Origin of the sequence: Faecalibacterium sp. Marseille-P9590 (genome assembly GCF_017377665.1) — a bacterium.
Lineage (GTDB): Bacteria > Bacillota > Clostridia > Oscillospirales > Ruminococcaceae > Faecalibacterium.
On sequence record NZ_JAFREF010000006.1, the window covers coordinates 62746 to 86066 of the forward strand.

The 23321-nt window shown below is 58.3% G+C and carries 20 protein-coding genes; 9 read left to right on the forward strand and 11 right to left on the reverse strand.

Going from position 1 to position 23321, the window contains the following annotated elements; genetic code table 11:
- The first annotated feature begins 30 nt into the window (after window positions 1–30).
- A complete protein-coding gene (locus tag J3349_RS08645; protein ID WP_347564992.1) occupies window positions 31–531 on the forward strand; it encodes a gamma carbonic anhydrase family protein in 501 nt (166 codons plus the stop codon).
- Between the two features lie 269 nt (window positions 532–800).
- Here the strand turns inward: J3349_RS08645 and mgtE are convergent, their stop codons facing one another.
- A complete protein-coding gene (mgtE, locus tag J3349_RS08650) occupies window positions 801–2375 on the reverse strand; it encodes a magnesium transporter (RefSeq protein WP_207677131.1) in 1575 nt (524 codons plus the stop codon).
- A 966-nt stretch (window positions 2376–3341) separates the two neighbouring features.
- On the reverse strand, window positions 3342–6887 hold the full coding sequence (gene nifJ / locus J3349_RS08655) for a pyruvate:ferredoxin (flavodoxin) oxidoreductase (RefSeq protein WP_207677132.1): 3546 nt from the start codon (window positions 6885–6887) through the stop codon (window positions 3342–3344).
- A 469-nt stretch (window positions 6888–7356) separates the two neighbouring features.
- Here nifJ and J3349_RS08660 point away from each other — a divergent pair, with 469 nt between their 5' ends.
- Genes J3349_RS08660 through J3349_RS08670 form a run of 3 tightly spaced genes read left to right on the forward strand, consistent with a single transcriptional unit; the run spans window position 7357 to window position 9285 of the window.
- Complete coding sequence (locus tag J3349_RS08660; RefSeq protein ID WP_207677133.1) at window positions 7357–7908, forward strand: NUDIX hydrolase; 552 nt, start codon at window positions 7357–7359, stop codon at window positions 7906–7908.
- Window positions 7905–8630 carry an RluA family pseudouridine synthase gene (locus J3349_RS08665; protein WP_207677134.1) on the forward strand — a complete coding sequence of 242 codons (726 nt, stop codon included), beginning with the start codon at window positions 7905–7907 and terminating at the stop codon, window positions 8628–8630. The genes J3349_RS08660 and J3349_RS08665 overlap by 4 nt, the downstream gene beginning before the upstream one ends.
- Window positions 8614–9285: a GntR family transcriptional regulator gene (locus J3349_RS08670; protein WP_149794743.1), complete on the forward strand. Its 672-nt coding sequence runs from the start codon at window positions 8614–8616 to the stop codon at window positions 9283–9285. The genes J3349_RS08665 and J3349_RS08670 overlap by 17 nt, the downstream gene beginning before the upstream one ends.
- Window positions 9286–9370: 85 nt before the next feature.
- On the opposite strand, the gene J3349_RS08675 is transcribed toward J3349_RS08670, so the two are convergent.
- Window positions 9371–9991, reverse strand: a complete 621-nt coding sequence (locus J3349_RS08675; RefSeq protein WP_207677135.1) for a hypothetical protein — start codon at window positions 9989–9991, stop codon at window positions 9371–9373.
- A gap of 16 nt (window positions 9992–10007) precedes the next feature.
- On the opposite strand from J3349_RS08675, the gene J3349_RS08680 reads away from it, so the two are divergent.
- Window positions 10008–10403: a hypothetical protein gene (locus tag J3349_RS08680; protein WP_207677136.1), complete on the forward strand. Its 396-nt coding sequence runs from the start codon at window positions 10008–10010 to the stop codon at window positions 10401–10403.
- Between the two features lie 104 nt (window positions 10404–10507).
- Here J3349_RS08680 and J3349_RS08685 read toward each other — a convergent pair whose 3' ends face one another.
- From J3349_RS08685 to dnaA, 8 genes are all read right to left on the reverse strand, one after another.
- Window positions 10508–11092, reverse strand: coding sequence for a manganese efflux pump (locus tag J3349_RS08685; RefSeq protein WP_207677137.1), 585 nt, complete (start codon window positions 11090–11092; stop codon window positions 10508–10510).
- 379 nt (window positions 11093–11471) lie between these two features.
- Entirely contained in the window at window positions 11472–14051 is a 2580-nt protein-coding gene (gene gyrA / locus J3349_RS08690; protein ID WP_207677138.1) for a DNA gyrase subunit A, read from the reverse strand.
- Window positions 14052–14063: 12 nt separating this feature from the next.
- Window positions 14064–16058: a DNA topoisomerase (ATP-hydrolyzing) subunit B gene (gyrB, locus tag J3349_RS08695; protein ID WP_158395559.1), complete on the reverse strand. Its 1995-nt coding sequence runs from the start codon at window positions 16056–16058 to the stop codon at window positions 14064–14066.
- Window positions 16059–16128: 70 nt separating this feature from the next.
- Entirely contained in the window at window positions 16129–16383 is a 255-nt protein-coding gene (locus J3349_RS08700; protein WP_207677139.1) for a DUF370 domain-containing protein, read from the reverse strand.
- A 4-nt stretch (window positions 16384–16387) separates the two neighbouring features.
- A complete protein-coding gene (locus J3349_RS08705) occupies window positions 16388–17509 on the reverse strand; it encodes a DNA replication/repair protein RecF (RefSeq protein ID WP_149794737.1) in 1122 nt (373 codons plus the stop codon).
- Window positions 17509–17724, reverse strand: a complete 216-nt coding sequence (locus J3349_RS08710; protein ID WP_207677140.1) for an RNA-binding S4 domain-containing protein — start codon at window positions 17722–17724, stop codon at window positions 17509–17511. Before J3349_RS08710 ends, J3349_RS08705 begins: the two co-directional genes overlap by 1 nt.
- A gap of 13 nt (window positions 17725–17737) precedes the next feature.
- Window positions 17738–18844, reverse strand: coding sequence for a DNA polymerase III subunit beta (dnaN, locus tag J3349_RS08715; protein ID WP_149794736.1), 1107 nt, complete (start codon window positions 18842–18844; stop codon window positions 17738–17740).
- 397 nt (window positions 18845–19241) lie between these two features.
- Window positions 19242–20564 (reverse strand): chromosomal replication initiator protein DnaA, encoded by a 1323-nt coding sequence (dnaA, locus tag J3349_RS08720; protein ID WP_015565051.1) that lies wholly within the window; start codon window positions 20562–20564, stop codon window positions 19242–19244.
- A gap of 377 nt (window positions 20565–20941) precedes the next feature.
- On the opposite strand from dnaA, the gene rpmH reads away from it, so the two are divergent.
- The 4 genes from rpmH to J3349_RS08740 all read left to right on the forward strand — a co-directional run bounded on the left by rpmH (window position 20942) and on the right by J3349_RS08740 (window position 23318).
- Entirely contained in the window at window positions 20942–21076 is a 135-nt protein-coding gene (gene rpmH / locus J3349_RS08725) for a 50S ribosomal protein L34 (RefSeq protein WP_005924258.1), read from the forward strand.
- A 275-nt stretch (window positions 21077–21351) separates the two neighbouring features.
- Window positions 21352–21747 carry a ribonuclease P protein component gene (rnpA, locus tag J3349_RS08730; protein WP_015565052.1) on the forward strand — a complete coding sequence of 132 codons (396 nt, stop codon included), beginning with the start codon at window positions 21352–21354 and terminating at the stop codon, window positions 21745–21747.
- A 2-nt stretch (window positions 21748–21749) separates the two neighbouring features.
- The gene (gene yidD, locus J3349_RS08735) at window positions 21750–22034 is read left to right on the forward strand and encodes a membrane protein insertion efficiency factor YidD (protein ID WP_149794770.1); all 285 of its coding nucleotides are present in this window, start codon (window positions 21750–21752) and stop codon (window positions 22032–22034) included.
- 210 nt (window positions 22035–22244) lie between these two features.
- Entirely contained in the window at window positions 22245–23318 is a 1074-nt protein-coding gene (locus tag J3349_RS08740; protein ID WP_242699586.1) for a YidC/Oxa1 family membrane protein insertase, read from the forward strand.
- Window positions 23319–23321: the final 3 nt, after the last annotated feature.

Consider the following 23321-nt stretch of genomic DNA (forward strand, 5'->3'; position numbering starts at 1 on the left):
TCAACAATGATGCTCTCCTTTGGTGGAAAAATGCCCCAGGATGAGGGCGCTGTCTTCGTGGCGGCGAATGCGACGGTGCTGGGCGACGTGACACTGGGCAGGGGCGTGAATATCTGGTACGGGGCTGTACTGCGGGCCGACGAGGGCGCACTGATACTGGGCGAGAACAGCAATGTGCAGGACAACGCCGTGCTCCACTGCGACCCCGGCGGGCAGGTCGTTCTGGGCAAAAACGTCACCGTAGGCCACAGCGCCATCGTCCACGGCTGCACGGTGGGGGACAACAGCCTCATCGGGATGCATGCCACCATCCTCAACCACGCCGTCGTGGGCAGAAACTGCATCATCGGGGCCGGGGCGCTGGTGCCTGAAGGAATGGTCATCCCCGACAACTCGGTGGCGGTAGGCGTGCCTGCCCGGGTCATCAAGACTATCCGGGACGACCAGCTGGCCCACAACATCGAGAACGCAAAAGCTTATGTGGAGATGGGTCGTCAGCACGCGGCGCTGGGCTCTCATGCTGAAAAATAAGCATCTCTCTCCCAAAAATTTCACAGGCCGATTAACAAATCTTTCACAGGAAAGACATGATTTTGGCCGGTAATTCGGGTATACTATAGCTCACAAGGGTGCGGGGCCGCAACCGCCCCTTGCACATGATTCCTCCTCACACCAAAGCAATACCCCAAACAGCAAGGCCCCCTCTGGCGTCGCCGCAAGCGCCAGACGGGGGCCTTGTTGTATCTGGGAAACAGAACGCCCCCGCTCAGCACTTACTGAGCAGGGGCGTTTTTGTGTATTTACATCATGCCGCGGAAGACAGCCTGTGCGATTTGGAAATACAAGATCAAGCTGCAGGCGTCCACGATGGTGGTGATGAAGGGGGTCGCCATGATGGCCGGGTCGGCGCCCAGCTTCTTGGCGGCCAGCGGCAGCATACCGCCCACCAGCTTTGCGAGGATGACGCTGAAGAACAGCGACACGCTGACGACCACTGCGTAGCCGATGACATTGTCATACTGGCCGGCGTAGAGGTAGGTGTACATCAGGTAGATGCGCAGACCGTTGACGAGGCCCAGCACCGCGCCGACGATGGCGGAGACCCTCAGTTCCTTGCCCAGAACTTTGAGGAAGTCGCTGGGCTCCACCTCACCCAGAGCGAGGCCGCGGACCATCAGGGTGCTGATCTGGTTGCCGCAGTTGCCGGCGGTATCCATCAGCATGGGCATGAAGGAGACCAGCAGGGGCAGGCTGACGAAAGCCTCTTCGTAGTGGGTCGTGACCATACCGGTGAAGGTAGCAGAGAGCATCAGGATGAGCAGCCAGGGGATACGCTGCTTGGCGTGGGTCCAGACGCTGGTGCCGAAGTAGGTGGTGGCATCGTCGTCGGGCAGAATAGCTGCCATCTTCTGCATATCCTCGGTGCTCTCATCGGTCAGGACGTCGATAGCGTCGTCGATGGTGATGATACCGACGAACATACCCTCGTTGTCCAGAACAGGCATCGCGGTGAAGTCGTAGCGCTGCATCTCGCGGGCCACATACTCCTGGTCATCCGTGACCTTCACGGTGACGACATTGTCGTCCATGATGTCCACGATGGGGGTAGAGGGGTCAGACAGCAGCAGGCTGCGGGCCGACACGACGCCCAGCAGGCGGTTGCGCTCCACCACATAGCAGGTGTAGACCGTCTCGGCGTTCTCACCCTGCTTGCGGATAGCGGCGAAGGCGTCACTGACGGTCATCTCCTGCCGCAGACGGACGTATTCGGGGGTCATCAGGCTGCCGGCAGAGCTTTCGGGGTAGTTCAGCAGCTTGTTCAGGCTCTCACGGGTCTGGCGGGACGACTTTTCCAGCACCCGCTTGACCACGCCTGCGGGCATATCTTCCAGCAGGTCGGCGGCGTCGTCAAGGCTCATATCTTCGATGGCGCTCACCAGCTCGACGTCGGAGAAAGCATTCACGAGGTCGTCGCGGGCCTCATCGGACATATAGGCGAATGCTTCCGTTGCAACGTCCTTTTTCAGCAGACGGAACACCACGAGGCGGTTGTTCTCGTCCAGCTCTTCCAGCAGCTCGGCCAGGTCGGCGGGCTGCTCTTCCTCGGTCACTTCGCGCAGCTTGACGTACTGCTTTTTGACGAGCAGCTTGAGCAGACGGCTCTTGGTCAGCATCTCGGGGTTGGCCTTGACTTCTTCGTCGTTGGCCTCCTCTTTTTCGGCCTCGCGGACGTCCTGCTTGAGGTCTTCGGTGGCCTGCTCGTTCAGGTCTTCGGCCAGCTTCTGGCGCACCTCAGCGGGAATATCCGTGGGCAGTTCCTGCACCGGAAGAGCCTGTTCCTCTTCGCGCTCCGGGGTCTTCTTTTCTTCTTCCATTTGTGTTCCTCCTCTTTTCTGTCTCAGGAGGACACAGCCGCATCAACGCAAAAAGCGCCGCTCCTGCGCCGCAGACCCCGGGCCGCACTGCCCATCTGCACGCGCAAAGCTGCGCCTCTTTTGTACGGCAGCCGGACAGCGGATACTCCGCTGTTCAGCGTACAAAAAAGGCGAACGCAGCACCTTTCGCGGTCGTTCCGGCCGCATCATTCCATCGTCTTCGACTATGATCCGGGTCCATTGTCCTGCGTTCACCTCCACAAATTCGTTTTACTAAGTTTCTTAGCCTACAGGTTTATTATATCTCCACTCAAATGCCCGGTCAACCCTGTAAGGCGTCCATTTCCGGAATATTGACGCAGAAAAAACGCACAGCGCCCTCCCCGGTGCTTGCGGCTTCACCGGAAAGGGCGCTGTGTCTGGATATTGCTTTGGTGTGAGGAGGAATCATGTACAAGGAATCGGTTGCGGCCCCGAATCCTCATGGCTGTAGTATAGCAGATTCCGCACCGGATTTCATGAAAAACCTATGAAGAAAGTGTAAAAGACACAAAAATACGCCCCGGACACTATTTCCAGTGAGCGGGGCGCTAAAAACGGGATCCGTTTTTGACTGCGGCAAGATACCTGCAAGCAGGTCTTATGCAGCAGGCGGGGCAAGGTATCTGCGAACAGACCTTATGCTCCTGACACACGCGAAGTATGCTTTCAAGGACCCTCGCGGGCGCTTTGGTATTTCATGCTCTGCCCGCCCCGACGCGTTCGGACGCGGGCAGAGAGTTGAAATCAGTTTGGAGTACAAAGCTCCAGTCTCTGCGTAGAAATAAGCCTGTTATTTCTTCTCTGGCCGGGGCCACAGTTTCGTACTGCTGCGTTGCGCAGTAATCGCCAGCACGGAGCAGCCGCCCTTTCGGGACTAAGGTGCCGCTGCGGCAAAATTCCAGCCAGAGTCAAAAGAACTTTGGTTTACTTGTACAGCTCGACCAGGCGGGTCAGATGCTCGTAACGGTCGTTTGCGACCTGCTCGTTGCGAGCAAACAGCTGCTTTGCACGCTCCGGGAATGCACGAGTCAGGCGGCTGTAACGAGTCTCGTTTGCCAGCAGGGCCTGATACTTCTCGGCATCCACAGCCTTGGAGGTCAGGGTGAAGGGGTTCTTGCCCTGAGCCTTGTTGGCCGGATTGAAGGTGAACAGGTTCCAGTAACCAGCCTCAACTGCCTTCTTCATCTCGTTCTGGCAGTTGGTCATGCCGCCCTTAACACCGTGCAGCTCGCAGGGAGCGTAGCCGATGATGAGGGAGGGGCCGGGATATGCCTCAGCCTCTGCGATAGCCTTGACAGCCTGGTTCATGTTAGCGCCCAGAGCGATCTGAGCAACATAGATGTAACCGTAGGTCATAGCGATCTCAGACAGGCTCTTCTTGCTGATCTCCTTACCAGCAGCAGCGAACTGGCAGACCTCGCCGATGTTGGAGGCCTTGGATGCCTGTCCGCCGGTGTTGGAGTACATCTCAGTATCGAAGACCATGACGTTGACATCCTCGCCGGAAGCCAGGACGTGGTCCAGACCGCCGAAGCCGATGTCGTATGCCCAGCCGTCACCACCGAAGATCCAGACGGACTTCTTGGCGATGAACTCCTTGCTCTTCAGGATCTCAGCGGACTCGGTGCAGCCAGCGGCAGCAGCCTTCTCCAGCTCAGCGATCAGAGCCTTAGCGGGGGCATCGTTAGCCTTGGTGTTGTTCTTGGTTGCCATGAACTCGTCAAAGGCAGCCTTCAGCTCAGCAGAAGCCTTGTCAGAACCAGCGACCTCAGCGATGCGCTTGATCAGGTTCTCACGGACGGTCTTCTGGCCCAGATACAGGCCCAGGCCGTGCTCTGCGTTATCCTCGAACAGGGAGTTGCACCATGCAGGACCGTGGCCGCTGTCCTTGTTGACAGTGTACGGAGAGATGGAAGCAGTACCGCCCCAGATAGAGGAGCAGCCGGTGGCGTTGGAGATGTACATCTTCTCGCCGAACAGCTGGGTGATCAGACGTGCGTAAGAGGTCTCAGCACAGCCTGCGCAGGAGCCAGAGAACTCCAGCAGCGGCTGGTTGAACTGAGAGCCGATGACGGTGTCGTCTGCGAACTTAGAGGGCTTCTTGGAGATGTTGGCGACGCAGTAGTCGAAGACTGCCTGCTGATCGGCCTGAGACTCCTGAGGAACCATCTGGATAGCCTTGGTGGGGCAGACGGTGACACACTCGCCGCAGCCCATGCAGTCCAGAGGAGACACAGCCATAACGAACTTGTACTCGTTAGCGGGCTTGTTGTCGCGGCTCTTGGTCTGTGCGGGAGCTGCTGCCAGCTCGTCAGCGGTCAGCTGGAAGGGACGGATGGTTGCGTGAGAGCACACGAATGCGCACTGGTTGCAGCCAACACACTTGGAAGCATCCCACTCGGGGACGTTCACAGCGGTGCCGCGCTTCTCGTAAGCGGAAGCACCCTGCTCCCACTCGCCGTTTGCGTTAGCAACGAAAGCAGAGACAGGCAGGCTGTCGCCGTCCATACGAGCGATGGGCTCCATGACGTCGCGGATCTGCTTGACCAGCTCGGGACGGCCAGCCAGCTCCTTCGGAGCGGGATCGGCCTCGGGGTTGGACCAGGAAGCGGGGACGTCCACCTTGTGGATGGCGTCAACACCGGCATCGATGGCCTTCCAGTTCATCTCAACGACGTCCTGGCCCTTCTTGCCGTAGCTCTTCTGAGCTGCCTGCTTCATGAAGTTGACGGCGTCCTCGATGGGCATAACGTCAGCCAGCTTGAAGAAAGCGGACTGCAGGATGGTATTGGTGCGCTTGCCCATACCGATCTCGATAGCCTTATCGATAGCGTTGATGGTGTACAGCTGGATGTTGTTGTCAGCGATGTACTTCTTGGCCTCAGCGTTCAGGTGATGGCCCAGCTCCTCATCGTTCCACTGGCAGTTGATCATGAACACGCCGCCGGGCTTGACATCCTGGACCATCTTCATGCCCATGTGGATGTAAGCGGGGTTGTGGCAGGCCACGAAGTCAGCCTGGTTGATGTAGTAGGGGCTGCGGATGGGCTTGTCGCCGAAACGCAGGTGGCTGATGGTCACGCCGCCGGTCTTCTTGGAGTCATACTGGAAGTATGCCTGAACATACTTATCAGTGTGGTCGCCGATGATCTTGACGGAGTTCTTGTTAGCACCGACGGTACCGTCGCCGCCCAGACCCCAGAACTTGCACTCCTTGGTGCCAGCTGCTGCGGTGATGGGAGCGGGCTTGACCTCAGGCAGAGACAGGCCGGTGACATCATCGGTGATGCCGAGGGTGAAGCGCTCCTTCGGCTGATCCTTCTCCAGCTCCTTGAACAGAGCGAAGATGGAGGACGGGGGAGTGTCCTTGCTGCCCAGACCGTAACGGCCGCCGGTCAGGATGACATCATTCTTGCCAGCCTCACGCAGGGTAGCTGCGACATCCAGGTACAGGGGCTCGCCCAGAGAGCCGGGCTCCTTGGTGCGGTCCAGAACTGCGACCTTCTTAGCGGTAGCAGGCAGGACCTTCAGCAGAGCGGAGGACACCCAGGGACGGTACAGGCGGACCTTGATGATACCGACCTTCTCGCCCTTAGCGTTCAGGTAATCGATGACCTCGTCAGCAACGTCGCAGACAGAGCCCATAGCGATCATGACGCGATCGGCATCGGGTGCGCCGTAGTAGTTGAACAGGTCGTAGTTGGTGCCCAGCTTCTCGTTGATCTTGGCCATGTACTTCTCGACGACTGCGGGCAGTGCGTCGTAGACAGAGTTGCAGGCCTCACGATGCTGGAAGAACACGTCGCCGTTCTCGTGGGAACCGCGCATCTTGGGGTGCTCGGGGTTCAGAGCCTTTGCACGGAACTCCTCGACAGCCTTCATGTTGCACATTTCCTTCAGGTCGGCGTAGTCCCACTTCTCGATCTTCTGGTACTCGTGAGAAGTACGGAAGCCGTCGAAGAAGTTCAGGAAAGGAACCTTGCCCTCGATAGCTGCCAGATGGGCAACAGGGGACAGGTCCATGACTTCCTGCACGCTGCTCTCGACCAGCATTGCGAAGCCGGTCTGGCGGCATGCCATAACGTCGCTGTGATCACCGAAGATGTTCAGGGACTGGGTAGCAACGGTACGTGCAGAAACATCGAACACGCAGGGCAGCTGCTCAGCAGCGATCTTGTACATGTTGGGGATCATCAGCAGCAGGCCCTGAGAAGCGGTGAAGGTGGTGGTAACAGCACCTGCACCCAGAGAGCCGTGCACAGCGCCTGCAGCGCCTGCCTCAGACTCCATCTCGACGACCTTGACCTGGTTGCCGAAGATGTTCTTCTGGCCCTGAGCGGACCACTGGTCCACAGAGTCAGCCATCGGAGAAGAGGGGGTAATGGGGTAGATGGCAGCCACGTCCGTGTAGGCATATGCTACATGAGCGGCAGCGGTATTGCCATCCATGGTTTGCTTTGCTCTAGGCATTTTTCTTCCTCCATTCAGAATTTGGTACCTTCTGCGCGGGGCAAACGTCTTTTTACCGGAGCCGGAGAACTCCTTTGAAAAACGTATTGCTCAACTGATAAGCGCCGCACTTCGCCGGAGCCGGAGAACTCCACAAAAGCACACGCTCGTCAAGGGCAATAGCCCTGCCCGGGGCCGGAGAACCCCATGAAGGCACTATTGCTCATCTAATATAATAGCAAATTCCGCCGGTAAAGGCAACGCAAACCGACTGTAAAAACACAACAAAAATTCAAGAAATTTTTTAGCGCTTTTTAACAGATGTGTTCTTTGCTGCATCCATGACGGTGTTATGCTCCAAAATCCAGTATCCATGAGGCTTTTTCTTACAAAATTCTAAATTTATAATTGACATTTGTACAGATTCTGCCGTAAACTTTATCTATAGCATCATGCGCTGCACAGCGCAGGGAAGGACAGGCACAAAACGATGGATGCTGCACATTTTGAAAAGACGCTCTCGAGCGAAGTGCTCTTTGAAGGCCGGGTGGTCACGCTGACCAAAGACGTGGCTCTGCTGGAAAACGGTGAGACTTCTATCCGGGAGGTGGTCCACCACCACGGCGGGGCCTGCATCGTACCGTATTTTGAGGACGGCACCCTCTGCATGGTGCGCCAGTTCCGCTACTCCATGCAGCAGGAGCTGTGGGAGCTGCCCGCCGGCAAGCTGGAAAAGGGCGAAGACCCCTTCAAAGCCGCCAAGCGGGAGCTGGGCGAAGAGTGCGGCCTGACCGCCGACCACTACACCCCGCTGGGCGAGTTCTACCCCACGGTGGGCTATGACACCGAGATCATCTATATGTGGGTGGCCACCGGCCTGCACACCACCCAGATGCATCTGGACGACGACGAGTTCCTGACGCCCGACCGCATCCCGCTGGCAAAAGCCTACGAGATGGTCATGAGCGGCGAGATCAAGGACGGCAAGACCATCGCGGGCGTGCTCAAGCTCAAGGCGCTGGTGGACGAGGGCAGGCTGTGATACTCTACGAAGATACAGCCCTCGTGGTTCTGGACAAGCCCGCCGGACTTTCCAGCGAGGACGGCGTACCCGCCGCCCTGCGGAAACTCTGGGGCAGGCCCGACGCCTATGTGGGCGTCATCCACCGGCTGGACACCGGCGTGTCAGGTCTGATGGTCTACGCGAAGACCCCGCAGGCAGCCGCCGCCCTCAGCCGTCAGGTGACGCAGAGCCAGCAGGTTTATGCCGAACAGGATGGCCGGGCCGAGCCTGACGCCGGCACACCGGAGGCGCCGCCTTTCGTGAAACAATACCGCGCCCTCATCGCAGGCGGGCCGGACGAAAAGCTGCCCGCCGAAGGCGTCCTGCGGGACTACTTATTCAAGGACAGTCGGAAAGGCCGTGTTTTTCCGGTGAGCCGTCCGCGCAAGGGCGTGAAGGAGGCTGTGCTGGAATATCGCATTTCTGCCTCCGCCCCGGACGGCAGCACCAGCCTTGCGGACATCACCCTCCACACCGGGCGCACCCACCAGATACGGGTGCAGTTCGCGTCCCGCCGCCACCCGCTCTGGGGCGACGGCAAATACGGCAGCCGCATCAAGGGAGACATTGCGCTTCAGAGCGCACGGCTCCGCTTCATCCATCCCGACACCGGAAAGGTAATGGACTTCCGCCTCCCGGTGCCCGGGACATGGCCCGCTTGGGGCATCAGACAGGAAAACGACAATGGAACAACAGTATAAAACAGATTCTGAAATATACGCCGTCCTCGAGCGGGAGATCATCGATTTGACCCTCCGGCCCGGCTGTTCGCTGAGCGAAAACCCGCTCTGCACCCGCTTCGGCGCGCCCCGCTCTCTCATCCGGGTGGTCCTGCAGCGGTTACAGGAGAACGGGCTGGTGAAGATCGTGCCTTACAAAGGCACTACTGTCACCCGGCTGAACCGGGACATCGTGGACGAGCTGATTTATGAGCGCATCGCAGTAGAGGCCCGGGTCCTGCGGGACTTTGCGCCCCACTGCACACCGGAGCACCGCGCCCTCATCCGCCAGCGTGCCGCCGCCTACGACGAGCTGGCCAAGGCCGAAACGCTGGACTTCAACCGTCTCTACGAGGCTGACACCCGGCTCCACGAGACGTGGTTCTCTGCCATGGGCAAGATGTATCTCTGGCGGACGCTGCAGAACGCCCACGCCGACTACAGCCGGTTCCGGATGCTGGACACTCTGACCACCGGCGGGCTCGCCGAGGTGGTGGCCGACCATCACAACCTCATCGACGCCATCGAGCGGTGTGACCTCGCGGCCTTTGAGCCGCTGGTGGAACGCCACCTTTACGGCGGCATCCGCCGTCTGGGCTCCAAGCTCACCGAGGAGTACGCCGATTATTTTGAATGATGTTCCATGGGGAACAAAAAAGCGCCTCTGCACGATGTGCAGAGGCGCTTTCTCATATCAGTTTATTGGAGATTTCATCCGACTGTTAGTCGTCATCTTCCACCAGTTCGTACTGGCTCAGGATCTTCTCGAAGTTCATGTAGTTTGCGTCTGCGTAAGTGTCGTATCTGGTGATCTGGCCTTCCATGACAGTCTGGACAGCAGTCTCACCCTGCACTTCGGAAACGCCCTTCACGATCATATACTTCGGCTTGCTGCCGTTGAAGCAATAAATCATTGCGACCGTCACAGGCACACCATTCTCAGTTTCCGTAAAAGCAATGCAGTCTGCCGGATACTCGGTAGAGCCGATCTTGTAGTAGCCCTGCATGATCTTGTACTTAGTGAAGTCTTCGATGACCGTGTTGTCGTCGTCATCATCAGGATTCGTCGGATACTTGCTCCAGTCAGTGACAGTATAAGTACCCTTAATGCCATCGATATCCCAGCTCTTTTTCTGAGCCTCATCGCGCAGGTTAATCTCATCCTCATATCCCGGAACAAGCGTTCTATTGTAACTCTTGTTTCCGTCAGTAGACTGGACAGTCTTCATGCTGACCGTCACGCTGCCCGCCAGCATCTTCACGTTCATCTCAAGAGTATACTTCTCAGAGTTCATGTTCTTCAGATAGCTGCTCGTGAAAGGAACGACCTTGACATTAGTCATGCCAAGCTGCTCTGCAATGTTTTTATCAGTCGTCGTGCCGGAAGAGCTGGAGCTGCTGCTCGAAGAGCTGGAAGAAGAGCTCGAAGAGCTGCTGGAGCTAGAGCTGGAGCTGCTGGAAGAGCTGCTGCTCGAGCTGGAAGAATCGCTGCTGGAGCCGCCGTTTCCGCCGCCGCCACCACCGCCGCAGGCGGTGAGCATCGAAACCGTCATAGCCGCAGCCAGTGCGACTGCCATTACCTTTTTTGCTAATCTCATGGTAAATTTCCTCCCACATTTTCAAAATCGACAGCGGAAATCCTCGTTCGGCCCCTCTGTTTCTCTAAATTTACCCCCCCCCCGTACATATTTGTCAAGTAGTTTTGATAAATTTGTGGTATTTAATAAAATCGTCCCTGAAATTGCATCAATTTGACAACAAACATCGTTTCAGTTTATCCCGGCATACAAGAGCCCTGTTCAACAAAGAAGCGGCACATCCACCGCAAAGGAGAATGTGCCGCTTTTCTATATTTTTTCTCAGCCCATCATGCCGGAGATGAAGATTTCCAGACCGATGCCGATGAGGATGACGCCGCCGAGGACGGAGGCTTTGCCGGAGAGCTTGGTGCCGAACTTTTTGCCGATGGCAAGGCCGGCTTCACAGATAAAGAAGGTGACGATCGCCACGATGAGGGAGCAGACCAGTGCCATGAACCAGCCGTACTCCGAGATGGTGAAGCCCACCGACAGCGCGTCAATGCTGGTGGCGACGCCCTGCATGAAGAGTGCGCCCGCGCTCAGCTCAGCGGCTTCCTCGGCCTCTTCGCCCTTGATGCCCTCGATGAGCATTTTACCGCCGATGTAGCCCAGCAGGATGAGGGCGATCCACGGGATGAACTTTTCAAACGAAGAGAACAGCTCCACGATGGTGTGGACGCAGACCCAGCCCGTCATGGGCATGACAGCCTGAAAGATGGCGAAGGTGCCTGCGATTTGGACGGCCCTGCGGCGGGACATCTGCGGGTCATGCAGGCCGTTTGCCATCGAGACGGAAAACGCATCCATGGCAAGGCCCACGCCCAGCAGGGCGCTGTTGAAGAAAAACAAAAAACTCCATTCCATAACGATGCCTCCTGATTTGACCGGAATTGGTGGGCAGATAAAAGACCCGGGATCGGCGCGCATTTCGCCAATTCCGGGTCGGATTTTTACAAACTGACTCCATGTGGAATGGGCGTGGTACTCGCACCAAAGCACATGAGTCTCGCAAATGAAAGCAAGCCAGACAGCCGCCCGGGCCGTCATTGTGTTGACTTGCTGCGCTGCCTGCAAAACAGCGCCTGCTACTCCCCCATGAGGATCTTTCTTGTTGTCTGGCCATAGTACCACACAAACAGCGGATTTGTCCAGTATAACCGTGATTTTTTGCAAAAACCTGCGGGAGAGCACCGCAGAAAGCGTGTACTCCCCCGCAGGGTCAGTTTATGTGTGGAAATAAGGTTTATTCCTCGTCGCCGGTGTCAGCCTCGGGAGCTTCGGCGGCCGATGCCTCATCGGCTGCTTCCATCTCCGCCAGCTGCTCGGCAGTGGGCTCGTCCTCGGTATCGGCCTCGATGCTCTCGGTCTGTGCCTCGTCGTCGTGGTCGGTGCGGGCCAGCACCATCACCTTATCGTTCTCGCCCAGACGCATGACCCGGACACCGGAGCCGTAGCGGCTCTGGACGGGGATCTCGTTGGCGTGCAGGCGGATGATGATGCCCTCCTGACTGCTCAGCAGCACATCGTCGATGTCGTCCACGATCTTGACGGCTGCCACCTTGTCCTTGGAGGCATCGTAGTTGCGGATGCCCTTGCCGCCGCGGGCGGTGATGCGGTAGGTGTCGATGTCAGAGCGCCGGCCCTTGCCGTTTTCGGTGACGGTGAGCACCGTGCCGCCCTCGCGGCAGATGCAGACGCCGACGACCTCGTCGCCCTCGGCCAGCTTGATGGCGCGGACGCCGTGGCCGCTGCGGCCCATCGGGCGGGCATCGGCCTCGTTGAAGCGGATGGCCTGACCGTTGCGGGTAGCCACGATGAGCATATCATTGCCGGTGGTCAGGCGGGTCCATGCCAGCGCGTCGCCCTCGTTGAGCGCAATGCCAATGAGGCCCGTCTTGCGGATGTTGGCGTACTGCTCCAGCGGGGTGCGCTTGATGAGGCCCTGCTTGGTGACCATGGTGACGAAACCGCCCTTGTTGTCCTCGTCCTTGGGGTAGCAGAGCATGTTGGTGACCTTTTCGCCCTCGGCCAGCTGCAGCAGGTTGACGATGTTGCTGCCCTTGCTGGTGCGGCTGCCCTCGGCGATGGTGTAGCCCTTGATACGGAAGAGACGGCCCTTGTCGGTAACGAACAGGACATAATCATGGGTAGAGCCCACGAACATCTCCTGCACGATGTCCTCTTCCTTCCGGGTCATGCCAGAAATGCCGCGGCCGCCGCGCTTCTGGGCCTGATAGGTGGCCTTGAGCTGGCGCTTGATATAGCCGGCCTCGGTGAGGGTGTAGACGCACTGCTCCTCGGCGATGAGGTCTTCGATGTCCACTTCGCCGGTGACGGACTGGATCTCGGTGCGGCGCTCGTCGCCGAAGCGCTTCTTCATGTCCAGCAGCTCGTTCTTGACGATTTCCAGAACACGGGCGTCGTTGGCGAGGATGTCCTCCCAATCCTTGATTTTTGCCTGTAAGCCGGACAGCTCTTCCTCGATCTTGAGGATCTCGAGACCAGCCAGACGGCCCAGCTGCAATTTCACGATAGCATCGGCCTGCGGGTCGTCGAAGCCGAACTGCTCCATGATAGCGGCCTTTGCCTCGGCCATGCCGCCCTTGCAGGCGCGGATGGTAGCGATGAGCTCATCCACGATGTCGGTGGCCTTTTTCAGACCCTCGAGGATGTGGGCGCGCTCCTTGGCCTTCTTCAAATCATACTGCGTGCGGCGGCGGACGACTTCATCCTGGAACTCGACGTACTTCTGTATCATCTGTTTCAGGGTCATGACCTTCGGCACCTTGTGGTCGATGGCCAGCATGATGACGCCCACGGTATCCTGCAGCTGGGTGTACTGGTACAGCTGGTTCAGGATGACCTGTGCGTTGGCGTCCTTGCGGATGTCCACCACGATGCGCATACCCTTGCGGTTGGTCTCATCGTTCAGGCCGGTGATGCCCTCGATGCGCTTTTCCTTCACGAGGTCGGCCATGTTCTCGATAAGACGGGCCTTGTTGACCATATACGGAATTTCCGTAATGATGATCTGGGTACGGCCATTCTTGGTCTCTTCGATGGTAGCACGGCCCCGCAGAGTAATTTTGCCGCGGCCGGTGGCGTAGGCGGCGCGGATGCCGCTTCGGCCCATGATGATGCCGGCAGTGGGGAAGTCCGGTCCCTTGATGTGCTCCATCAGGCCGGGCAGGTCGATGTCGGGGTTCTCGATATAGGCCACGCAGCCGTCGATGACCTCACTGAGGTTGTGGGGCGGGATGTTGGTGGCCATACCGACGGCGATGCCCTGACTGCCGTTGACCAGCAGGTTGGGGAAGCGGCAGGGCAGGACGCTGGGCTCTTTCTTCGTCTCGTCGAAGTTGGGGTCCCAGTTGATGGTGTCTTTGTCGATGTCGGTCAGCATCTCGACCGCCATGCGGCTCATGCGGGCCTCGGTGTAACGGTAAGCAGCCGGAGGGTCGCCATCGACCGAGCCGAAGTTACCCTGACCATCCACCAGCGGGTAGCGCAGGGAGAAATCCTGTGCCAGACGAACCATGGCGTCGTAAACGGAGGCGTCGCCGTGGGGGTGGTAAGAGCCCAGCACCGCACCGACGGTATCCGCCGACTTGCGGTAGGGATGGCTGGGGTCGTTGCCGCGTTCGTGCATGGTGTAGAGGATGCGGCGGTGGACGGGCTTCAGGCCGTCACGCACATCCGGCAGGGCGCGGGCCACGATGACCGACATGGAGTAATCCAGAAACGCCGTCTCGATCTCCTTCTTGACGTCCCGGATGATCATCTTGGTACCGCTGCCCGGTATCATCACATAATCTTCTTCCATTGTTTCCTCCAATTACACGTCGAGCTTTGCGTACTGGGCGTTGGTCTCGATAAAGCGGCGGCGGGGCTCCACCTGATCGCCCATCAGGATGGTGAACGCCTCATCGGCCTTCTCGGCATCCTCGATGGTGATGCGGACGATGACGCGGTTCTCGGGGTTCATGGTGGTCTCCCAGAGCTGCTCCGGGTTCATCTCGCCAAGGCCCTTATAGCGGTTTATCTTCGCGCCGGGCATCTCCTGCGAGAGCAGGGCCATTTCGGCGTCGTTGTAAGCGTATTTGATGGTGCTGCCCTTCTGCACCTTGAACAGCGGGGGCTGTGCCACATAGACATGGCCCTGCTCGATGAGGGGGCGCATATAGCGGAAGAAGAAGGTGAGCATCAGGGTGCAGATGTGAGAACCATCGACATCGGCATCGGCCATGATGAACACTTTGTCATACCGCAGCTTGGAAATATCGAACTCGTCGCCGATGCCGCAGCCCAGTGCCAGCACGACAGGCATCAGCTTGTCGTTGCCGTAGATACGGTCGGCGCGGGCCTTTTCGACGTTGAGCATCTTGCCCCACAGGGGGAGGATGGCCTGAATGGCCGAGTCACGGCCCATCTTGGCCGAGCCGCCTGCAGAATCACCCTCGACGATGAAGATCTCTGTGCGGGTGGGGTCTTTTTCGCGGCAGTCTGCCAGCTTGCCGGGCATCCGGCTGGTCTCGAGGGCGCTCTTGCGGCGCACCAGCTCACGGGCCTTCTTGGCGGCAGCGCGGGCGCGGGCGGCCTGGGTGGCCTTTTCGAAGATAGCCTTGGCCACGCCGGGGTTCTCCTCGAAGAACTCCATCAGCTTGGAGTAGACCATGTTGGAGACGAGGGTCCGAATTTCCGTATTTCCCAGCTTTGCCTTGGTCTGGCCCTCGAACTCGGCCTCCTGCAGCTTGACGGAGATAACGCAGATGAGGCCCTCACGGACGTCAGCGCCGGAAAGGTTCTCATCCTTGTCCTTCAGCAGGCCGTGGCTGCGGCCATAGTCATTGAAGACGCGGGTGAGGCTGCTGCGGAAGCCCTCTTCGTGGGTGCCGCCGTCGGGGGTGTTGACGTTGTTGGCGAAGCTCAGCAGCAGCTCATTGTAGCTGGAATTATACTGCAAGGCGATTTCTGCCATGCCCCGGTCGGTCTGACCCTTGAGATAGATGACGTTGGGGTGGAGCACCTCGAGGTCGCGCTTCTCGCCCAGATAGGTGACGAAGCTCTTGATGCCGCCCTCGTAGCACATGACCTCGGTGCGGTAGGTGGGCTCGCCCTCCTTGCCGTCCTCGAGGACGGGGGTGTAGAGCTCGCGCTCGTCGGTCAAGGTGATCTTGACACCGGCGTTCAGGAAGCTCTCTTCCCGCAGGCGCTTTTCCAGCGTTTCGAAGTTGTAGACGGTGGTGTCCTTGAACATCTCCGGGTCGGGCTTGAAGGTGACTCGGGTGCCGGTGACACTGGGGTCCACGGTGCCGATGCACTTCAGCGGGCCGTCCGGGTCGCCGCGGCGGAAGGTCTGCTCGTACTCGCGGCCGTCGCGGCGGACGTTGACGGTCAGCCACTCCGAGCAGGCGTTGACGACGGACGCGCCGACGCCGTGCAGGCCGCCGGCCACCTTATAGCCGGAGTTCTCGCCGCCGAACTTGCCGCCGGCGTGGAGGATGGTATAGACGACGGTGACAGCAGGCAGACCGGTATCAGCCTGGATGTCCACGGGGATGCCGCGGCCATTGTCCGTGACCTGAATGATGTCGCCCTTCAGGATCTTGACCTCGATGTGGTCGCAGTAACCGGCCAGAGCCTCGTCGATGGCGTTGTCCACGATCTCGTACACCAGATGGTGCAGGCCGCGCTCGCCGGTGGAGCCGATATACATACCGGGGCGCTTGCGCACTGCCTCCAGACCTTTCAGGACCTGGATCTCGCTGGCGTTGTATTCATGGTCCGTCGCAGTTTCTGCGTTGGTACTGGTAATGATTTCCTCTGCCATTTCCTTTCTCCCTTTTGTTTTGTTTCGTTTTTTCGTTACTATTTGTAAAAGCGATCAATCGCTGGTTGGCTTATTCCAGTTTCATCTCCGTGCGCCGTTTGAGCGCAGCCGACGACAGCTCCGAGAGATAGATCGTATCCACCGGGGAATCTGCCAGCACATAGCTCTGGGGCAGCTCATCGGACAGGCTCACCACCGCCCCGTTTTTCTGGGCGTAGTTCAGAAACTCCCGCCCCCGGGGTGAGATGGTCGTCGTTTCCAGATTGAAGATGCCGATGATGTCCCGGTCGTTCAGGACATAATCGCGGCCAAGGTGTACATACATTGCATCACACTTTCGTCAGCACGCCGCCGTTCATCCGGTAGACCTCGCCGTCCGTTTTGAGGAAAGCGGTGTCGTCGCAGCTGGTCACGAAGGTCTGCTTTTCCCGCATCCGGGTGAGCAGATACTGCTTGCGGCCATCATCCAGCTCGCTGAGCACGTCGTCCAGCAGCATCACCGGGTGTTCGCCCGTGATGGAGGCAGCTGCGGCGGCTTCGGCCATTTTAAGGCTGAGCACGACGCTCCGCTGCTGTCCCTGACTCGCATACACTTTTGCAGGCTGACCATCCAGAAGAAGGTCTAAATCTTCCCGGTGAGGGCCGCAGAGGCTCTGCCCGGCCCGCAGCTCTTCGGGCATTTTCTGCCGCAGAAGCTGGGCCAGACCGCCCGGCTCGAACTGAGCCGCATACCGCAGACTCAGTGTTTCCGCCCCGCGGGAAAGCTCCTCATAGTTGGCACAGGCCAGCGGGGAGAGAGCGGCGAGATAGGCTCTGCGCCGCTGCTGGATGGCCTCGCCCTGCTGGGCAAGCTCCACATTCAGCACTTCTAATAAGGCCCGCTTTTCGGCATAAGGCCGCTCAATGCCATTGGAAGAGCGCCGAAGCAGCGCGTTTTTCTGCTGCAAAGCCCGGACATAGCGGCGGTAGAGGGTCAGGTAGCCGGGGTAGAGCTGGCAGAGGGCAGCGTCCAGAAATTTCCGCCGCCCTTCCGGCGCGCCCTTCACGAGACTCAGATGTCCGGGGTCGAAAACCACCGCCGGAAAGCTGCCCGCAAGGCTGGCCGCCCGCTTGACTGCGCCCCCGTTCACCGAGACTGTCCGGCCCGGGCGGGGAGAGTCCGGCGCACCCACCGTCAGGCGGACGCGGTTCGGCTCTTCCTTTTCCTGCTCTTCCTGCTGTGCGCGGAGAGTGGACGCTTTGAGTACGGCGAAGGGTTCGCCCCGGCGCACCAGCTCTGCGTCCTTGCCGCCCCGGAAGCTCTTGCCGCCGGTAAGCAGCCAGATGGCTTCCAGGAGGTTCGTCTTGCCCTGGCCATTGTTGCCGCAGATGACAGTCAGCTCCCGGCCCGGCGTCAGGCTGGCCGAGGCGATGTTCCGGTAATTTTCGACTTCGAGAGAGAGCAGCCGCATCAGCCGCCCATCCCGATCTCGATGGTCTGTCCGTCCAGCTCCACGGTATCGCCCGGGCGGCACTTCTTGCCGCGCATGGTGCAGACTTCGCCGTTGACCTTCACGGCCCTGCCCTGAACGAGTTCCTTGGCTTCGCCGCCGGTCTCGCACAGGCCCGCATATTTCAGCAGGGCGTCCAGCTTGATAAATTCGGTATGGATGAGGATCTTTTGCATTTTATTACGCCTCTCAGTCGTTTTTGAAGCGGACGGGCAGGACCAGATACAGGAAGTCATTGCCCTCCACCGGCAGCACTTTCACCGGGCTCAGCGGGCCGCTGATCTCCATCCGCACTTTCTCGGTGCGGGCATTGCGCAGCGCGTCCAACAGGTAGCGGTTGTTGAAGCCGATCTCCACCTCGTCGCCCTCGCACTCGGCGTTGAACTCATCGACGACGCGGCCCAGATTGGTCTGGCAGCGGACGACGACTTTACCCTCTGTAAAAGTGATGCGGAGGGGATTTTTTAAACGCTCTGTAATAATCAGAGAAGCACGCTCGATGGTCTCGATGAACTCCTTGGTGTCGATGGTCACCCGGGTGCGGCTGCCTGCCGGAATGACATTGTGATAGTTGAGGAACTCGCCCTCAATGAGGCGGCTCATGATGGTGTAGCCAGCGGTCATGAACACGACGTAGCGGCGGTTGGCACAGATGTGGACCGGCTCTTCGTCGTCGTTGGGCAGCAGATGAGACACTTCGGTCATGGTCTTGCTGGGGACGATGATGCGGATGTCCTTGACGGCAGTGACGGGCCGCTCCACGATGGCCAGACGGTAGCCGTCCAGGGCAACGATGGTCATTTTATCCGGCTCTATCTCAAAAAGTTCACCGGTATGCGCAGGTTTTTTTTCATCCTGGCTGACAGCGTAGAGGGTGCGGTCGATCATATCGCGGAGCACGCCGGTCTTGATGGTCAGGGTCTCCTCGGCGCCGGTGTTGGGCAGCTCGGGGAAATCGGTGGCCGACATGGACTGGATCTCGAACTGCGCCACGCCGCTCTGGATGGTGGTTTTGCCATTATCGGCAGACTGGATCGTGATCTGGCCTGCCGGCATTCGGCTGATCATGCTGCTGAGCAGCTTGGCATTCAGTACGATCTCACCGGGTTCTTTGACATTGGCTTCGATGGTAGTCACGATGCCCATTTCGAGGTCGTAGCCGGTAAGGGTCAGCTGGAAGCCTTCTGCCTTCAGTAAAATGCCCTCCAGTACCGGGATGGTAGAGCGCAGAGTGACTGCTTTGGATACGCCGTCAATGGCTGCACTCAGAAGAGTTTTGTCGCAGATGATGTTCAAATCTTCTTCTCTCCTTTTTTGCGTCTGTTTTGCTGTCGTTCCTCATGAGATCCGATGCAAAAACCTGTTTTCTTTATTGAACTTGTTGTAGTAATCGTAGTAGGGGGTGGGGAAGATGTGGAAAACTCTGCAAACCCTTGCCGGGATGCGGGGATTTGGTTTTCCACGAAGATGTTGAGGAACTGTGAATGGAATGTTGAATCGGGGAGAGCGGTGGTTCTTTCCACATCCGCTGTGAAAAACGGAAGTTGAATGTTGAAAACCATGTGGAAAGAGTGGAAAGTTTCGGCCTTTCACCACAATATCTAGGTCTATTTTCCCCTTTTTGTTCCTCTTTCTCCCCATATTTTGGGGTTTGACCCCTGAATGAGTATGACTTTTACACGGTTCTGGTGCGTTAAGCCTTCACATTCTTGATGATGTCGCTCACCGTCTCCCGCAGGTGCTGGTCATTCTTCATGTCCCGCTCCATGGTCTTGAGGGAGTAGACGATGGTGGAATGGTCACGGCCCGAGAACTCCCGGCCGATCTCCTCCATGCTCATGCCGGTGACCTCGCGCAGGATGTAGATGGCCACACGGCGGGCGGAGGCCACATTGGCGTTCCGCTTGGTGCCGCGGATGTCGGCAGGGGAGACGTTGAAGGTGCGGGATACCTCGCCCACGATCTTCTCGATGGTGACAGGCACGGGCTGGGTCTCGTTGAGGATGTCCTTGATGGCATTCTGTGCCACGCTGATGACCGGCTGGATGCCCTCGAGCATATAGTAGGCGTTGAGCTTTTTGACCGCGCCTTCCAGCTGGCGGATGTTATTTTTCAGATGGTTGGCGATGAACTCGGCCACATCCTCGGGCAGATCGAGGTGGAGAAGCTCCGCCTTGCGCTTGACGATGGCCACGCGGGTCTCGAAATCCGGCGGCTGGACGTCGGCGGTCAGGCCCCACTCGAAGCGGGTGCGCAGACGCTCTTCCAGGCTCTTGATCTCCTTGGCCGGGCGGTCGGATGCGATGACGATCTGCTTGTGGGCATCGTGGAGGGAGTTGAAGGTATGGAAGAATTCTTCCTGGGTGGACTCCTTGCCCGCGATGAACTGGATGTCGTCCACCAGCAGCAGGTCGGCCACGCGGTACTTCATCCGGAAGTCCTCAGTGCTGCCGGCGCGGATGGCCGCGATCAGCTCGTTGGTGAACTGCTCACAGGTGACATACATGATGACGAAGTCGGGGTGGGTGCGCTTGATCTCGGTCTGGATGGCCGTCAGCAGATGGGTCTTGCCGAGGCCCGAGCCGCCGTAGATGAACAACGGGTTGTAAGCACCGGAGGGGTTGGCCGCAACAGCCTGCGCCGCAGCAAACGCAAACTGGTTGGAGGGGCCTTTGATGAAGTTCTCGAAGGTGAATTCATAGTTGCCCTGCGGGGAGGCGGGGTTCGCCTCGTACTGCTGGGCCAGCACCACTTCGTGGGGCGGTGTGCTGGGGACGACGAGGGTGATGTCCACGTCAAAGCCCAGCACTGTTTTGAAGGCCTCTTTGAGCAGGCCGAGATAACGGTCCGTCACGATCTTGCAGATGAAGTCGTTGCGCACCGAGAGGGTGATATGGCTGGAGTCCTCAAAGCTGATAGGCTCCAACCCGTCGATATAGAGATTATACGTCGGCTCCGCCATCTGCGCCTTGCAGTAGCTCTGGGCAGCCTCTAAAACGTCCTTGAAAGAATCCATAGTACATCCACTCCATTGAAGTTTTCAACAATGCTGCTGATACCAGGTTAGTATACCACAAAAATCCCCCTGCGTCTATATTATATAAGGTAATTTATAATACATAAAAAAGACATACCTGCGTCTGGGAAACGGCCTTGTGTCCAAGGCGGAGAAAAGCCACAAGATATTGTGGATAAAAAGTTTTCCACGGGAAATGGGTGAAAAAGTTGAAAGTTTCTCCACAGAGGTTTTTCAAAAAAGTTTGAAGGAAAGCGAAAAAAATGCTTGACAGAAGGCCATAGTGTGCGATATACTGTTGAATTGCAAGCCTGTCCCCATTTTGGGACCAGAATAGACCCCATACCGGGGACGAGTTTTTACGGAGGAAATACACCATGAAGAGAACTTTTCAGCCCAAGAAGCGTCAGCGCAAGGAAGTTCATGGCTTCCTGACCCGCATGAGCACCAAGAACGGCCGCAAGGTCATCAACGCACGCCGTGCTAAGGGCCGCAAGAGCCTGACCGTCTGATCCTGAGCAGTATGCATCAGGTCCGGCGCAGAATGGAATATGCGCAAAAAGGCCGCTGATATTGGATTGGCGGTCTTATTTTTTTACCCGGCATTCGGGAAAAAAGGCCGGAAAGCTGCGGTGAATAGTCGCATTGCCTAAAAAAACTGTCAAAGATTTGGCAGAGAAAACGCCTGGATGAGCTTTTCATGTCGGCGTTTTTTTGCTATACTGAACACTGAGCATTGCTTTTTTCCGGGCGGTGCTCCCACATCACCTGAAGGGAGGCGCACAGGATGCGCTATCGTCCCATCCGCCGCAACGGCGAGTTTGGCCGCGTGTATGCCCGCGGCAAGTCCTATGTCAACCAGGCGCTGGTGCTCTACGTGCTCAAAACGCGGAGCAAGCGCACCCGGGTGGGCCTGACGGCCACCAAAAAGATCGGCCACGCCGTGCAGCGCAACCGCGCCCGCCGCGTTATGAAGGCCGCCATCGACGAACACCTCGACTACAACATCGGCGGCTACGACCTCGTTTTCGTGGCCCGGGGCATGACCCCCCGGCTCAAGAGCTGGCAGCTCAGCGCCATCGTGGCAAAGCTCTTCGCCCAGGCCGGCCTGCCGGATAAGGCAAAACAGCCGGGCGCAAAGCCCCCAGCCACCCTGCCGCCGGTCCGGAAGCCCGAGGCGTGAGCATCTTTCAGAAAGCCCTCTGCGGGCTCATCCGGCTCTACCAGAAGTTCATCAGCCCGGGGCTGGGGCGAAACTGCCGCTTTTCGCCCTCCTGCAGCCAGTACGGCATCGAGGCCATCCGCACCCACGGCTGCGTCAAAGGGCTGCTGCTGACGGCGTGGCGCATCGCCCGGTGCAATCCGCTGGGCCGCTGGGGCTACGACCCCGTACCGGAAAAGGGCCGCTGGAAAAATCCGGCCCGGCATCTCTCGGCCTCGGCTCTGTTTTCCACCAGACACGAAAAATAAGTGGAAAACCTCTTCGTCGATGCTCTTTGGAAGAGCGCTGAAGCGGGGAAAACCTCTCCGTCACGCCTGCGGCGTGACACCTCTCCTGATAGGAGAGGCTGAGAGGAAATGCTATTATAATGCTTCTTGTGACGTGCTGAACTGTGGGCGGCGTGTCCTACGATAAAAATAACCGTCCCGCACCACAGGCGGGGCAGAATGGACAGAGACATGAATATTTTGTACATCCTCGGTGTACCTCTCGGCTATGTGATGGAGTGGATCTACAACCTCATCCCGAACTACGGCTGGGACATCATCATCTTCACCATCGTCATCCGCCTGATCAGCATCCCTCTGCAGCTCAATCAGCAGAAGAGCATGGCCAAGATGTCCGCTTTCCAGCCGATGATCGCCGACATCCAGAAAAAGTACAAGGACAAGCCCGAAAAGCAGCAGGAAGAGCTGCTCAAGCTCCAGCAGGAGTACGGCTATAAGCCCACCGCCGGTTGTATGCCCATGCTGGTCAACTTCCTCGTCATGTTCGGCGTCATCGAGGTCGTGTACCGCCCGCTGCAGCGCATCTTCCACATCGGCGCCGACGCCATCACCGCCGCAGGCGATGCCATGACCGCTCTGGGCATCAGCTTCACTCAGGTGACCCGCGACACCAATATCATCGCACAGGTGCTGGCCGGTGAGTCCACCGTCACCTCTGTGTTCACCGCAGACCAGCTGAACACCATCACTGAGTTCGGCCAGCACATGGACTTCTTCGGCATCGACCTGACCCGTGTGCCGCAGTACAGCCTGGCAGCAGACAACCTGCCCCTGCTGATCTTCCCCATCCTGGCTGTCGTCACCATGTTTATCTCCACCCACATCAGCATGAAGGCATCCGGCCAGGAGATGCAGGGCAGCATGAAGCTGACCATGTATATGATGCCTCTGATGTACGTCTTCTTCTGCTTTACCGTTCCCTGCGCATTCTCTCTGTACTACGTCATTTCCAACATCGTGATGACCGTCCAGACCCAGATCATGCGCAAGATCTATGATCCCGAGAAGATGAAGGAGCAGGTCAAGGCCGAGATCGCTTCCCGCAAGAAGGAAGAGAAGCGCGGCGTGAAGAGCACCACCATCAAGGTCCAGGACGAGAAGACCGGTGAGGTCGTGGAAAAGAACATCTCCGCCAGCGAGATGAACAAGCGCCGCCTCGAGTATGCCCGCCAGCAGGATGCTGAGCGCTACAAGGACGAGCGCACTGTCCCGCTGAGCGAGCTGCAGAACAAAAAGGAGGATTGACGG